The following is a 15,666-nucleotide window of genomic DNA, read 5'->3' as shown; positions in this document are numbered from 1 at the left end:
ATTATCGCGGCGCTGACGCGGCACCGCCCCCAAGCAGGAGTTTGGCGCCCAATCCCATCATCACCACGCCCGTAAATCTCTGCTGCCACACCAACCAACGGGGATTACGGGCGAGCCATTGCCCCACGGTGCCGGCGGCCATGGCGACAGAGCCCAGCGAAAGGATCCCGGCCAGTTTCTGAATGGAGCCCAAAACGAGCAATTGCACCCAAACCGGCCCGATTTCAGGGTTAACAAACTGCGGCAGGAAAGCAAACATGAACAGCAGCGATTTAGGGTTGGTCAGGCTGTTAATCGCCCCTTCTTTCACCGCCTGCCGCCCGGTCATCGTCCGGGGTTTCAATACCGCATCGACAGGCTGACGGCTTACCTTCAGCATTTTTATCCCCAGCCAGACCAAATAGGCCGCTCCCACCCAACGCAACACGTCCAACGCCAGCGGATAAGTATGCAGCAGCGTGGCGAGACCGAGCACCAGCATGGAAACCTGCACCATGCCGGCGACAAAAACCATGCCGAAAACATTGAGCAGCGCGATGCGGCGGCCTTGGCCGATGCCTCTGGCCAGGGTGAGCATCATGTCCGGTCCGGGTGACAGTTCCAGGAGGGTAAGCGCAATCAGAAAAGCAATGAACGTTTCGGCCGAAGGCATGGGGTTATCACCGGCGAGTCAAAGGATCCGCTAATCATAATCCTCCCCGGACATTCGCAACAGCACTATCAGGCGCATCCGGGGAGTATCGTTAATTCAGGGCGGCGAGAAATGCCTGGTAGCCCTGTGCGCTGCTGTCCAGCTCATGCTGCTGAACCTGTTCTGTCGCCCCGTCCGAAGCCGTCTCTTTGCCGTAAAAGGCGAAGAACGAGGCATAGTCGGCCCGCACGTAACCAGCGGTCACTTCAAACGGCCGAAAGATTTCCTCCAGCGAGTAGCGATAGCGCCCTGCGCGCGCATAATCTTCTGCGCGCACGCCCGCCGTGACCGCCAGCGCCAGCTTCTTGTTTTGCATCTTGTAACCGCTGCGGGAACCGTAGGCCCAGCCGTAGGTGAGCACGTCGTCCAGCCATTTTTTCAGCAGCGGCGGGCTGCTGAACCAGTAAATCGGAAACTGCAGCACGATGTTGTCATGCGCTTCAATCAGCTGCTGTTCCCTGGCGACGTCGATCCGCCAGTCCGGATAGGCCTGATGCAGTTCGTGCACGGTATAGCGCGCCGGATAGCGCCGCAGTTCCTCCAGCCAACGCTTGTTCACCACCGAATTCGCCATATCGGGATGGGTCACTACCACTAACGTTTTCATACTGATCTCTCCAGACAGGTGTTTCGACGCATCTTAGGGTATGCTGGCAGAATGTAAAATACGCACACTCACGACACATACTTACCCCGGAGAAAGTATAAAATGACCGCCGAATCCCGCTGCAGCCCAACGGGCATCAGCCTTGAAGACACCGGCTATGGCTACACCCTGTCGGTGATCAACGGCAAATACAAAATGATTATTCTTTATTGGTTGGCGCTGTATAAGCCGGTATTGCGCTTCAACGAACTGCAGCGCTGCATCGGCACCATTTCGTACAAAACGCTGAGTTCGACGTTGAAAGAGCTGGAAAAAGACCGCCTGGTGGTGAGAAAGGAGTATCCGCAGATCCCGCCCAAGGTGGAGTACAGCCTGTCCGAGCGCGGGCGTTCGCTGATCCCGGTGATCGACATGATGTGCCAGTGGGGAGAACGGCACCGGCCGGAACAGCCGGCGCCGTGAGGGGTTAGTTGTCCGCCGCCGCTGAGGTTGCCGCAGCGGGCTCATCGTGCTCGACCAACGCGTCCGCCGGCCGGCACTGGCGCAGCGTACGCACGCTGAAGGCCACCAGCACGCCGAGCACTGCAGCGAACGCGCCAAACGACAGCACGCTCATCAATGGGGTGAACACTCTGCCCAGTACGCCGAGCCCCAACGCGCCGATCGAATCGCCGGTTACGTCCTGGGCGGTGCCGAGGCTGTTGACCCTGCCCAACAGATGATCCGGCGTGTTGCTCTGGATCAGCATGAACTGCAGGAGCGAAGCGATGGCATTGGCGTAGCCGTAACACACCAGCGCCAGCAGCGCCGGCGCCAGGTGGCTGAACAGCCCCAGCGAAGCGATAGCGGTAAACGCGACGATGGCGGCGACCAGAATCAGTACGCCGGGACGAGCGTATCGCCCCACCCAACCGCTGGTCAGCGCGCCCAGCATCGCCCCCAGCGGCACCGCAGAGTACATCAGGCCGATAGAGGACGCGCCGACGTGGTAAGCGTCCTGCGCCAGCGCCGGAAACAGCACCCTGACGGCGCCGACGATGCTCATCAGCATCCCCAGCAACACCACCGAACCGACCACCTTATTGCGCCAGACAAACTGGAAACCGCTGGCGAGCGCGCGCAGCGGGTGTTCCGGTTCCTGATGCTGCGGCAACAGCGTCGGCAAGCGCACCAGCGGAACCAGGGTGCCCAGCGTCCCGGCCGCCGCCACGGCGAACGCCAGCCCCACGCCGCCGAACACGATGATAATCCCGCCCAGCGCCGGCGCCAGAATAGCGCCGATGCGCACCGTCACCATGCTCAAGGCCCCCGCCGCCGCCAGGTTCTCGCGCCCGACCAGCAGCGGGATCACCGCCATCAGCGCCGTCATGCCGAGCGCGCCGAAGAATCCATCCCAGGCCGCCAGCAGATAGAGCGCCCACAGCGACGGCGCCGGGGCGAAGGCGTTCAGACTCAGGGCGACAAAGCCCAGCCCGCAGGTGCCGCGTGCAAACAGGATCAGCTTGCGGCGATCGTAGCGATCGGCAAGCACGCCGCCCAGCATCAGGCCGATAAACATGCCCACGCCGTCCAGCGCCACCGCAACCCCCACCTGCAACGTGGAGCCGGTCATGGCCTGGATCTGAATCGGCACCCCCACCGCCAACATGCCGAGGGAAAACACCGACAGCATGCGGGCGCAGAAAATCGCGCGAAAATGCGCATTGCTTCTCAGCAAACTGAAATCAAGAAAAAAAGAAGGTCTGGCCATAATGTCCTGCATTTGATGTTTTAGTACGGGCCGGTACGCACGCGCCCGGCCCGGTTGCGTTATACCAACCCGTAGCGCCGCGTCAGCAACTCATGCAATAGCGGCCCGAGCGACTCCAGCGAGGCCGGCGACAGGATGTCGGCGTGCTCGCAGCCTTGGTGATGGCAGATCAGACCATCCAGATACGGCGCCCACACGGCGTTGATATCCATCTCTGGCGGCAGCGTCCGGTCGGCGACAAACAGCGTCGCCGTACCGTGGAAACGCCGACTGCGCGCCTGAGACAGAATGCGCACCGCATCGCGGTAGTTGGCGACAATGCTGTCGAACATCGCCGCCTTCTCCGCCATCAGCGCCGGATCGCCATGATCTTCCGCCATAAACTCTGCCTGCTCCTGCGCCACCTCTTTCTGCGCCTCCTCTTCGCTGGGGCCGGTCCAATCCTGACCTTCCGGCGGATAGGTATCCAGCATGCCGAGGAACGCCACCTCTTCGCCCTGCTGCTGCAGACGCGCGGCCATCGAATGCGCCAGCGTGCCGCCAAGCGAATAGCCCAGCAGGTAATACGGCCCCTGCGGCTGCATGCGGCGCAGAGTGGCGAGATGACGATCGACCATCTGCTCGATATCCTCGCAGGTGGCGATGGCACCATCCGGCCTTGGCGACTGCAGGCCGATAATCGGATAGTTCCCCGGCAGATAACGGCTCAGCCCCGAATACTGCCAGGCGAAACCGGAAGCCGGATGCAGACAGAACAGCGCCGGGCCTTGGCCGGTCCGCAGCTGCAGACACTCGCCGACGCCGCGGCTTTCGGCCGAGTTGGCCGCCTGCGCATCATCGAGCAGGTGCGCCATCTTCTCCAGGCTGCGGGCGAACATGATCTGCCCGACGCTCAACGGCCGGGTAACGCGCCGCCGCAGCTCAGCCGCCAGGCGCATCGCCAGCAACGAATGGCCGCCCAGTGCGAAGAAGTCGTCGTCGGCATACACCGTCTCGCGCCCCAGCAGTTCCCCGAACAGCGCCGCCAGCAGGCGCTCGCTGTCGCTGTGCGGCGCGCGACCGCTCTGCGGGGTCAGCTGCGGCCGCGGCAACGCCTTGCGATCCAGCTTGCCGCTGGCGCTGAGCGGGAAACTGTCGGTCATGACATAGCTGACCGGCATCATATGCGCCGGCAAACGCGCCTCCAGCGCCTGATGCAGCACGCCGGTATCCAGCGTCACGCCCGGTTGGGCGATCAGCCAGGCGACCAACTGCCGCATATCGGCGCCGCCGAGCCCCGTCGCCCCCTCGCCCAGTTCGATGGCGTGTACCGCCGCCTGCGCGACACCCGGCTGTGCCAGCAGCGCCTGCTCGATTTCACCCAGCTCGATGCGCTGGCCGCGGATCTTCAGCTGATCGTCGCTGCGGCCCAAATACTCGACGCTGCCGTCTTCCAGCCAGCGGGCGATATCGCCGGTGCGATACATGCGGGCGCCATTGCCGGCGGGATCGGCGACAAACCGCTGCGCCGTCAGCCCCGGCCGATGCAGATAGCCATCGGCCAGCTGAATGCCGCGCAGGTAGAGATCGCCGGCGCAGCCGACGGGCACCGGCCGCAGCATGGCGTCGAGAATGCTCAGTTGAGTGTTCCAGACCGGTTTGCCGATCGGCACGCCGGCGCCGCTCACCGCCGCCAGGGCCGCACCGGATGCCGGTTGGTAGGTGACATCGACCGCCGCCTCAGTCGGGCCGTACAGGTTATGCAACGGCGCGGCGACTAACGCCTGATAGCGGGAAGCCAGTTCACACGACAGCGCCTCGCCGCTGCAGAACACGCGTTTCAGGCTGGCGGCGGCGCGTTGCGGTGCACGTTCGTTCAGCGCCTCCACCCAGATAGCCAACATGGACGGAACGAAATGCAGCGTAGTCACGCCATAGTCGTCGATCAACGTCGTCAGCGCCTGCGGATCGCGGTGCGCCTCCGGCGGCGCCATCACCAGGCGCGCGCCGACCATCAGCGGCCAGAAGAACTCCCAGACGGAAACGTCGAAGCTGCACGGCGTTTTCTGCAATACCACATCCTGCGCATCGAGCGAATACTCATGCTGCATCCAGAACAGGCGGTTAACGATCGCCCGGTGGTTCACCACCACGCCTTTCGGCCGCCCGGTAGAGCCGGAGGTATACAGCACGTAGGCGGGATAATCGCCGTTCCCCGCCGATGGGCGCGGCGCAGGTTCGCGGCCGCTGTCGTCCAGCGCATCGAACAGCAACGTCGGCGCCAGTGCGGCAAAGCGGGCGTCCAACGCGCTTTCGGTGATAATCAGCCGCGGTTTGGCGTCTTCCACCATGTAGGCCAGCCGCTCGTCCGGGTAACCGGTATCCAGCGGCAGCCAGGCGGCGCCGGTCTGCACAATCGCCGTCAGCGCCAGACTGAGGCGCACCGATCGCGGCAACGCCACCGCGACGATATCGCCCGGCTGAATGCCGGCCGCCGTCAACCGTTCGGCCAACAGTGCGGCCTGGCGCTGCATGTCACGGTAGCTGAGGCTGTGCCCGGCATCCTGCAGCGCGATGCGTTCCGGCGTGCGCCGCGCCTGATCGGCGATCGCCCGATGCAAGGTGGTGTCCGCCACCGCCTGACCGGTGCGGTTGACCGCGGCAATCAGCGCCTGTTCCTGCGGCGTTTGCAGTTGCCAACGCGGCAGCGGCAGATCCGGCTGCGCTATCCACTGTTGCAGCAGCGCCATCAGCCGCGCGGCGAAGCGTTCAGGCTGCGGTACCGAAGAGCGGCATTCCAGCAGCAGGCGCAAACGCTCGCCCGGCAGTACCAGCAGCGTCAGCGGATAGTGGGTGTAGCCTTTGTTGCGGATGGCGTCGCAGCGCAGCGCACCTGCGCCGCCCAGCAGTTCGTCGTTGTCCGGGTAGTTTTCCACCACCAACAGCGTATCGAACAGCGTACCCGCCCCGGCCAGGTGCTGGATCTCCCCCAGCCCCAAATCGTCGTGCTCCAGCAGTTCAATCTGCCGGTGTTGCAGCTCGATCAGTTGTTCCGTCAACGAACGATCGTGCTGCAGACACACCCGCACCGGCAGCGTATTGCTGAACAGACCGACGTGCTCTTCCACCCCATCGATCTGGCCAAAGCGGCCGGAAACCGGCGAGCCGAACACCACGTCCTGATGGCCGCAAGCGCTGGCCAGCTGCAACGCCCAGATGCCCTGCATCAGGGTATTGAGCGTCAACCCGCGTTCGCGGCACAGGGTCAGCAAACGCCTTTCCTCCGCCGGCGGCAGCGTCATTTCCAGCTCATGCACGCGATCGTCCTGCGCTTCACCGAACAACAATGTCGGCCGCACATCCTGCAGCGTTTCGCGCCAGATGCGGCGCGAGGCGTCGGCATCCCTTGCGGTAAGGCGGCGAACGATATCGGCATAGTTCGAGCGCAGCGGCGGCAGCGCCGATTCCCCCTCGCGCAATGCGAGCATCAGATCGTTGAGCACCACCGGCGTCGACCAGCCGTCGACGATCAGGTGATGCGCATTAAGGAACAGCGTGTAGCGTTCACTGTCGCCGTGTTTGACCAGCCGCGCGTGCAGCATTGCGCCCGGCTGATTAAACAGATCGCGCCGCAGTTCTTCCTGCTCCAGTTCATGCAGCGCCTGCGCCTCTTGTTCGGCGGACAGCGGCGGCAGTGCGTGACTGTACAGCGGCCAATGGGTTGCCCGTTGACTGAGCTGTGGAATCAGCTGCAACGGCTCGCCCTCGCGGTTGAATCGGGCGGCCAGCTGCGGATGGCGGCGAATCACCGCATCCAGCGCCTGCTGAAGGTGATGAGCGTCCAGTTCGCCGCAGAGGCTCAGGCGCGTCAGCGAGTTATAGCTGCCGCCCTGCTGCGCAGTCTGCGCATGGAACAGCAGGCCGTGTTGCAACGGCAACAGCGGCAGCGCGGCGGTCAACGGTCCATATTCGCGCTCCCAGGCGCGCAGCGCCTCATCGTCGACGTTCGGCTGTGCGATCTCGGCCGCCACCAACGTCGCTGCAGCCCGTTCGGGATGGCGCTCGGCAAATTCGCACAGTGCGCGCACCGCTTGCTCGATGCCGTTATGCAATTCCGCAATGTCGCTCTCGCTGAAAATCCCCTCCAGCCAGCTCCAGTTGATCGCCAGGCAAGCGCCGTCGCGCCGCTCTTCGACAAAGATATTCACTTCCAGGCCATACGACAGCGCCTGCTGCGCATCCTGCGCCACGGCGAAGGCATCGCGGAAGCAAGTCTGACTGCGTTGCGGCGTCCAGTGCCCCTCATCCTGGCTGAAGCGCCCGAGGTAGTTGAACAGGATCTCCGGCGCGTTGCGTTGCGCCAGCGCCGCCAGTTCGTCACGCTGCGGATGCAGATAGAGCAGCTGGCCGTAACCGACGCCGCGATCGGCCACCGCTCGTGTCACCCGCTTCACCGCGCGCACGGCCTCGTGGTGCTCGGCGTCATGCAGCTCGATGCACAGCGGATACTCCGCCGTCAGCCAGCCGACGGTGCGCGCCAGATCGAGGCCGTCGTCCAGTTCGGCGCGGCCGTGCGACTCCAGAGAGAAGCGCAGCGAAGCGGCCTGGAAACGACGACGGCAGGCCAGCGCCAGCGCGCACAGCATGATCTCTTCAACCTGAGCGCGGTACCCCTGCGGCAATGCGCCCAGCAGCGCAGCGGTCAACCGGCTGTCGAGCAGCGTGCGTTTTTCCGACACGTCGCCGGTGCGATCGGTCTGCGGATCCAGCGCGCGGCGCCCCAAACGCGGTGTGCCGTCCGCCAGCATCCGTCGCCAGAACGGCAGCTCGGTTTCCCGGCGTTCAGCGTCGGACCGTAAACGCGCGGACCATTCATAGAGCGAAGTCTCTTCCGGCGGCAGCGTAATCGGCTGCCCCTGCATGACGCCGTCGGCCACCTGCCGCAACTCGTCGAGCAGGATGCGCCAGGAAACGCCGTCGACCACCAGGTGGTGAATCGCCAGCACCAGCCCGAGGCTCTCACCATTCCGTTGCAACAACCTCGCCTGCATCATGGCGCCGGCCGCCGGATCGAGATGGTCAAGCGCGGCATCAAACGCCTGCTCCGCCGCTAGCTCCAGCTCACCGGATACGGTATCAACCTGCATCAGCTCACCGGCGGCGGCGGTTTCAACCACCAACTGGCCATCGCGGATCCGCGCGCCCAGCGCCGGGTGCGCCGCGCGCAGCTGTTCCAACGCATAGCGCAGCTGTTCCGGTTGCAGTTCGGCAGGCACGCGCAGGAAAACGCCGTGCGCGAAGCGACGATGGAGCTCGCCCGTCTCGGCAAACCAGTGCAGGATCGGCAGCCCGTCGATCGGGCCTTGCTGCACGCTGCGAGGGGCCTGAGAGTCGGCGGCCAGCGGCTGCAGCGCCTGCGCCATGCGGGCCGGGGTGTGCAGCGCGAAGATTTCGCGCGGGCGCAGCAGATAGCCTTTGCGCCGCAGGGCGGTGCCGAGCCCCATCGCCGAAATGCTGTCACCGCCGAGCGCGAAGAAATCGTCGTCGGCGCCGACGCGATCCATGCCCAACAGCTGCGCCATGGCGTGGCAAATCAGCCTTTCCTGCTCGGTGGCCGGCTCGCGGATGCTTTGCGTCAGCGTCTCCTGCGGTTTGGGCAGCGCCTGACGGTCAATCTTGCCGTTGACGTTGAGCGGCAGCTCCGGCATCACCACCAGGATCGCCGGCACCATATAATCCGGCAGCCGTTGCGCCAACTGCCCCAGCAGTTCGCTTTGCAGCGCCGGCGAGGCGCGGCGGGCGTCATCCTGCACCGAACAGTAGCCGATCAGGCGATAGGTGGCGCCGATCGGCTCGGCGATCACCACCGCCCGCCCCACGTCCGGCAAGGCGGCCAGCGCGCTTTCCACCTCACCCAGCTCGACGCGGAAACCGCGCACCTTGATTTGGTGATCGGTACGGCCAATGAACACCAGCTGCCCCTCCGCGCTCCAGCGCATCAGATCGCCGCTGCGGTACATCACCTCGCCGTCGACGAACGGGTTGGCGACAAAGCGCGCCGCCGTCAGATCCGGGCGCCGCAGGTAACCGCGCGCGATGCCCTTGCCGGAAATGTACAGCTCGCCCGCCGCGCCGATCGGCACCGGCTGCAGGCGGCTGTCGAGCAGCCAGACGGAGGTATTGGCGAGGGGGCGACCGATCACCGGCTGATCGGCGGCCGTGACCGGCGCGCCGAGGGTATCGACGGTGTATTCGGACGGGCCGTAATAGTTGTGGATCTCCACCTCCGGATGCTGTTGCATCAGGTTCCACAGCGTCGGCGTCGCCGCCTCACCGCCGATCATCACGAACGACGGCAGCGGGAACTGTCCCTTCAGCAGACCGCAGTCCACCAACTGCGAGAAGAACGACGGCGTGATGTCCAGCAGATCGATCGGCGTCTTTTGGGTTTGTTCGAGCAGCGCCCAGGGATCGCGGCGCAGCTCCTCATCGAAGATGACCAGTTCGCTGCCCATCATCATGCAGAACAGCGGTTCCCAGGAGGAGTCGAAAGAGAACGAGGCGGTATGGCCGGCGCGCAGACGCCGCGCGTGGCAGATCTCGAATTTTTCAATCGCCGGGCCAAACAGCGAGGCCTGATGCGACAAGAACAGGTTCAGCAGCCCGCGGTGGGTGGACATCACGCCCTTGGGTTTGCCGGTCGAACCGGAGGTGTAAATCATGTAGGCGAGATGCGCTTCATTCAGCGGCGCACGCCGCTCTTCGTCCGTTATCGGCGTGGCTTCGGCGGCCGCGCAGCGCGCCAGGCACGATGCGTCGTCCAGGCACAGCACCTGCGGCAGATCCGGCATGTTTACCTGCGTGGCGCGGTGGGTCAGCAACATCACCGGCCGCGCGTCGTCGCACATCAGCGTCAGGCGTTCACGCGGATAGTCCAGATCGAGCGGCATATAGGCCGCGCCGCTGGCCAGCACGCCGAACAGCGCAACCAGCGTGTCCACCGAACGCGGAATGCCGATGGCCACCACGTCTTCGGCGCCGATGCCGCTTTCGAGCAGCACACGCCCCAGTTGCATCACCCGTTCGCAGAGCTGACGGTAGCTGAGTCGCACATCGCCGCAGACCACCGCCAACGCCTCGGGCTGCCGCTCAACCTGACGCTGGAAAGCGTCCATGATTGAGATCATGCCCGCCGGCGGCGTCAGTTCAGCGCCGCGCCCCCAGGCCGCGAGTTGACGCCGTTCCCCTTCGCTGATTAACGCCAGCTGTCCGATCGGTTGCTGCGGTTGCCGCGCCAGCTGCTGCAGCCAATGGCCGATACGCTCTGCGTGACAGTGTAATGTACGCGGCGAGTATTTGGCCGGGTTGGCCACCAACGACAGCGTCAGCACGCCGTTGCGAAAGCCGATCTCAAACTCCAGATCATCGACCGGCCCCATCGCCAGCGTATGGGTAACGGCCGCCTGACCGTCGAAGGACAAGGCGCTGTGGTAAACCTTGACGTTAATCACCGGGCCGTACAGCTCTTGATGGCCGCCGACCAGGCCGAGGTCGCGTTTGATCTGCTCCGCTTCATAGCGTTGATGGCGGCGCGCCTGTTTGATTTCCGCTGCGGTCGCCTGGCAGACCTCCGCCAGCGACATCTCCGGCGTCACGTTCAGCAGCAGCGGCAGCACGTTAACCACTGGGCCGGCCGCCGCCAGCGCTTGTGAACCCATGCGGCGCATGAAAGGAAAACCGACTGAAAAGCGGGTTTCACCGCTCATGCGCGCCAGGTATATCGCCAATGCGGCCGTGACGATATCGGCCGGTTGCAGCGACTGCAGCGCGTCGATGCGCAATGCGGCGTCAAACAGCGACTCAGGCAGCACCAACGCCTGTTTAAGCGGCCGGGTGCCCGGTTCAACCTCGCGGCTTTCCGTCGATAATGACAGCGGCGACGGCAGATCGCGCAGATGCTGTCGCCAGAATTCGGCCGCCCGCTGGCGCGCCGGCGAGGTTTGCCATTGCTGAAACTCTTCCACCACCTTGCCGAACGGCGTAAATGGCGAGGCCGCCGGCGACAGCCCGTGGCGCAGCGCGCGATAGATGTCGGCGATCCGGCGCGTGATGGCCTCGAAGCTGAAGCCGTCCAGGGTCAGGTGATGAAAACGCTGGTACCAGAACCAGCGATCGGCGCTGATACGTATCAGCGCATGGCGATAGAGCGGTCGCTCGCCGTCCGCGGGCAATTCCTGAGCCAGATCGTCGTGCATCAGCGACAGCGCCGCCTGTTCGGCGTCCGGCCGCGCGCTGAAATCGAACCACTCCGGCGCCTGCACGCGCGCGGGATCCGCACTGAGCGGTAAGCGTTGTGCCGGCTGGCCGTCCTGCGCCTCAAAGAACCGCGCCTGAACCGTATCCGCTTCCGCCAGCCCCTGACGGATCGCGCGTTCCAGCGCCGGACGATCGATATCGCCATGCAGTTCGGTGTAATGCGCCACGGCGAAGCTGTTGCGACGCAGCGCGATTTGATCGGCGATCCAGATCCCCGGTTGTGCCGCAACCAGCGGATAATCCCGGTACTCGACCTGAGTATCCGGCAATGAAAGCGTTTCTGACATGGTGTCTGTCCTTTTCCTCAAACGGAATGTAGCGATGTGGTTGCTGCGCGATTAACGCTGCGCATCCGTCGCTTTCAACGACGCCGGCCGCATGTCCTGCCAGTGCGTTTCGATGTAGTCGATGCATTCACCGCGCGCCGCCGGCCCCATCAGCACTCGCCACCCCGGCGGCGTATCGGCAAACTGCGGCCACAGCGAATACTGCTGCTGCGCATTGATCAATACGGAGAAACGGAGACTTTCGTCATCGAACGGGTTTTGTTGTTCCTGAGTCATTTGCCTTACCTGTCTGTCAACATGTGTGGGTTATTTCATCGCGCAAAGCAGTTGGCGCACGCCGTCCACCAGGCCGCCGCGCCAGCACAGCGCATCGTGGCCGCCGGAAAACACGCGATAATCGGCGCGGTGCCCCGCCGCCGTCAGCGCCTCGTGCATCTGGCGATTGACGAATTCGATGTCCGCCTCGCGATCGCCGGCTTGCTGGAGCACGGTGAGCGTGGGTGCCGCCGCGCGGCGTTGCCGAACCTGGCGTATCAGCCAGCCTTCCTCCAGCTCGTGGCGCTTTTCGAACTGGGTAACGAACTGCACCGTGGGCCACCAGAAAGAGCCGGACTGGCTCAGCACGTGGCCGAAGCGTTCTGGCCAGTGCAGGCCGGCGTACAGCGCCGCCAGCCCGCCGTAGCTCTGGCCGGCGACCACGGTGCGCGCGCCCGCCTCGCTGAAGGGTTCGCGCCGCTGCGCCTGCGGCAACAGTTCGTCGATCACCGCCTGCCAGAAAGCGGCGTTGCAAGGCAGTTCGTTTTCCCGGTGTTCGCCATCGATCGCATCGATCAGCAGCCAACATGCCGGCGGTAGCTGCCCTTTTGCGGTCTCGTTCTCGATCACCGGCAACAGCGCGTGCCTCTCGATCCAGTTTTGGCCATCGAGCAGCAGCACCAGTGGACGCTCCGCTTTCACCTCGGCGTCGCCGCTGGCATACAGCCAGACGCGCCGTTGGGTGCCCAGCCGTTCGCTGCGCCACTGCAAAAGCTGCAGCCGCGTCTGTTCCAGCGGCCGATCGGCGGCCTGCCAGGCGCTTTGGTCGTCGGCATCCGGCCCCTGGGCCAGGGAAACCGGGCGCGGGCGATGCGAAGGCCCCAGCGAGAGGCGATTCAGCGGATCGGCGATCGCCAGCGGGAACAGAGAGATCCACCAGGCGCGCTGCTGGCGATCGCGCAGCGTTTCTTCGTCGCTGAATACCGGGGGAAGCTCCCGGTCGGTGATGGGGATCAGGCTGTAGCCGCCACGCCAGCGGCGATCGATAACGGCCGCGCCGTACCAAACGTCGGTGCCGGGGAGCCGGGTCAGGCTGCTGGGAGACGTGCTGTGGTGATCGGTAATGCCGTTGATATCGGCATAGACGCGCCGTATCGGCGAGCGCTGCTCATCGCCGGCAGGGTCGCGCCATAGCCAGGTCATTTTGACGTGGCTGTCGTCGTGTGGCTCAACGATGGGCGTGCCGTGAGCGGCAACCTTCTGCCACCACTCGGATTGCCCCGCCGTCTCTTCACGCAGCCATTGCGCCGCCAATCCCTCATGACCGTTGTCTGGCCTCTTTTCCGGCAAAAACTCCATAGCGCCCCTTACATAACATGAGTGATTTTTACAAAACCTGACAATCGTATTGATACTCATTATCATTTTCAATACTATTTGTCGGATTTTTACCGTCGTGCAAACACGACGCTTCCGCGTTGATGAGGCAAAGCACGCTCGTCGGCATTTCGGGGTTTATCAGGGTGGCATGACACACAAAAGCAGGTATTCAGGAGAGATAATGAAGATTAAAAACAAAGGGATGGACAACAAAAATGCCGAGGCGATGTCCGCCAGGCGTTTGTTGCTGGGATCGGCGCTGGCTTTACTGCCCTTCGCGCAAAGCGCGTCGGCCGCGGCGGACGAGACGATTTTGGTGACCGCCGACGCGCAAAACAGCGTGACCGCGCCGGTCAAAGGGATCGTCGCCAAAGAGAGCGCCGCCGGCACCAAAACCGCCGTCCCGCTGCGCAAGACGCCGCAGTCTATCTCCGTGGTCACGCGCGAACAAATGAACGACCAGGAACCGGCGTCGGTCGCCGACGCGCTGAACTACACCAGCGGGGTAATCACCACCTACCGCGGCAACTCCAACCGCAATGACGAAGTGATCAGCCGTGGCTTCCGCTATGCGCCCAAGCTGCTCGACGGCCTGCACTTTGGCCTCTCGAGCCAAAACGGCGGCGCCGGGCAGATCGATCCCTGGCTGCTGGAGCGCGTGGAGATGGTGCACGGCCCGGCCGGCGTGCTGTACGGTCAGGTCAGCCCCGGCGGCGTGGTAGTGATGACCAGCAAGCGCCCTACCGCCCAGAGCATTCACGAAGTTAAATTCAGCACCGGCAACCGCCATCTGGCGGAAACGGCGTTCGATTTCGGCGGCAAGCTCAACGACGACAACACCCTGTTCTACCGCCTGAACGGCATCGCCAGAACCGAACATGAGTTCGTCAAAGACAGCAAGCAGCAACGGGTGGCTATCGCCCCGGCCTTCACCTGGCTGCCGAACGAAGACACCAGCTTTACGCTGCTGACCAGCTACCAGAACGATCCGAAAGCCGGGTCGCGCAACTTCCTGCCGCGCGCCGGCACGCTGTTCCCGACCAGCGCGGGCTACGTGCCTTACGATTTCAACGTCAGCGAGCCCAGCTTCAACAAGTCGCGGCGCGAGCAGGCGTCGATCGGTTACAGCCTCGAGCATAACTTCAACGATGCGCTGTCGTTTACCCAGAACCTGCGCTTCACCCACCGCGATGAAGACTATAAATATCTGGTTTATAACGTAAACTCGAAGGTCAACGACCACACCGTCACCCGCATGGCGCAGCATGAAACGCAGATGACCAACGAGTTTGGCGTGGATAACCAGCTGAAGGGCCTGTTCGATACCGGCGAGGTGAAACACACCGTGCTGGGCGGGCTGGATTATCGTTACAGCCATATCGATTCGAAGATGTATCGCGATCGCGGCAACGACTACCCGATCGACTGGGCTAACCCGACGCATAGCAGCATTGATGGCAGCGCGCTGACGCTGGCTTCCAGCGACTTGAAAACGCTGAATCAGGTTGGGGTGTATCTGCAGGACCAGCTGGAGTGGAATAACTGGAACCTGCTGCTGTCCGGCCGCCAGGACTGGTCGCAGGTCAACACCCGCGATCGCACCGTCGGCGGTAAAGAGCAGACTTACAACGATGCGCAATTTACCGGCCGCGCGGGGCTGCTTTACGCCTTTGATAACGGTATTTCGCCGTATGTCAGCTACAGCACCTCGTTCGATCCTAACCTGTATCCGAGCGCGCCGGGCGCCGATCCGCTCAAGCCGACCACCGGCAAGCAAACCGAGGTGGGCGTGAAGTACCAGATCCCGGGCGGCAACACGCTGTTGACCCTCTCCTGGTTCGATATTACCCAACGCAACGTGGCGTCCTATAACCGTCTCACCTCCGCCTACGAGCAGATTGGCGAGGTGAAATCCAAGGGGATTGAGGCGGAAGTGCACGCTCAGCCGACGCCGGAGATCAAGCTGACCGCCGCCTATACCTACACCGACGTGGTGACCAAAGACTCCAATTCGGCGGATGAAATCGGCCACAGCCCGGCGGGCATCCCGCGCCATGCGGCATCCGCCTGGGGCAGCTACAGCTTCCTGAGCGGTGCGCTGAACGGCCTGACCGTCGGCAGCGGCGTGCGCTACATCGGCGATGCGCCGGCCGACGCCACCGGCCAGTACGACGTGCCGCACTACACGCTGTACGACGCCATGGTGAAGTATGACCTCGGTCAGGCTTCGTCGGCGCTGCGCGGCGCGGCGCTCCAGCTCAACGTGCAGAACCTGACGGACAAGAAATACGTTTCATCGTGCAGCGGCGAGTACGCCTGCTTCTACGGCAGCGGCCGCAGCATTATCGCTTCGGTCAACTACCGCTGGTAACGACAAGGGGCGGCCATCGCCGCCCCTTTC

At 63.8% G+C, this 15,666-nt stretch carries 8 protein-coding genes; 2 read left to right on the top strand and 6 right to left on the bottom strand.

From position 1 onward, the window contains the following. Position 1: 1 nt before the first annotated feature. Both ACRAWE_RS07445 and ACRAWE_RS07440 read right to left on the bottom strand, forming a co-directional pair. A complete protein-coding gene (locus ACRAWE_RS07445; RefSeq protein WP_019455375.1) occupies positions 2–652 on the bottom strand; it encodes a LysE family translocator in 651 nt (216 codons plus the stop codon). A 91-nt stretch (positions 653–743) separates the two neighbouring features. Further along, positions 744–1,298: an NAD(P)H-dependent oxidoreductase gene (locus ACRAWE_RS07440; RefSeq protein WP_019455376.1), complete on the bottom strand. Its 555-nt coding sequence runs from the start codon at positions 1,296–1,298 to the stop codon at positions 744–746. A 102-nt stretch (positions 1,299–1,400) separates the two neighbouring features. Between ACRAWE_RS07440 and ACRAWE_RS07435 the strand changes: the two genes are divergently transcribed. Then, the gene (locus ACRAWE_RS07435; RefSeq protein ID WP_019455377.1) at positions 1,401–1,760 is read left to right on the top strand and encodes a winged helix-turn-helix transcriptional regulator; all 360 of its coding nucleotides are present in this window, start codon (positions 1,401–1,403) and stop codon (positions 1,758–1,760) included. A gap of 4 nt (positions 1,761–1,764) precedes the next feature. Here ACRAWE_RS07435 and entS read toward each other — a convergent pair whose 3' ends face one another. The 4 genes from entS to fes are packed head-to-tail and all read right to left on the bottom strand — an operon-like array spanning position 1,765 to position 13,244. Beyond that, on the bottom strand, positions 1,765–3,048 hold the full coding sequence (gene entS / locus ACRAWE_RS07430; RefSeq protein ID WP_154746219.1) for an enterobactin transporter EntS: 1,284 nt from the start codon (positions 3,046–3,048) through the stop codon (positions 1,765–1,767). A gap of 59 nt (positions 3,049–3,107) precedes the next feature. Next, positions 3,108–11,630, bottom strand: a complete 8,523-nt coding sequence (locus ACRAWE_RS07425; protein WP_432525182.1) for an amino acid adenylation domain-containing protein — start codon at positions 11,628–11,630, stop codon at positions 3,108–3,110. Between the two features lie 51 nt (positions 11,631–11,681). Further along, entirely contained in the window at positions 11,682–11,906 is a 225-nt protein-coding gene (locus ACRAWE_RS07420) for an MbtH family protein (protein ID WP_019455380.1), read from the bottom strand. 30 nt (positions 11,907–11,936) lie between these two features. After that, positions 11,937–13,244 carry an enterochelin esterase gene (gene fes / locus ACRAWE_RS07415; protein WP_432525181.1) on the bottom strand — a complete coding sequence of 436 codons (1,308 nt, stop codon included), beginning with the start codon at positions 13,242–13,244 and terminating at the stop codon, positions 11,937–11,939. A 202-nt stretch (positions 13,245–13,446) separates the two neighbouring features. Here fes and ACRAWE_RS07410 point away from each other — a divergent pair, with 202 nt between their 5' ends. Further along, complete coding sequence (locus tag ACRAWE_RS07410; RefSeq protein ID WP_074054201.1) at positions 13,447–15,636, top strand: TonB-dependent siderophore receptor; 2,190 nt, start codon at positions 13,447–13,449, stop codon at positions 15,634–15,636. Positions 15,637–15,666 lie beyond the last annotated feature (30 nt).

Origin of the sequence: Serratia sp. BFP-2025, from assembly GCF_050880365.1 — a bacterium.
Taxonomy (GTDB): domain Bacteria; phylum Pseudomonadota; class Gammaproteobacteria; order Enterobacterales; family Enterobacteriaceae; genus Serratia; species Serratia surfactantfaciens.
The sequence above is the reverse complement of the archived record's forward strand: the minus strand, read 5'-3'. Positions and strand labels throughout refer to the sequence as shown.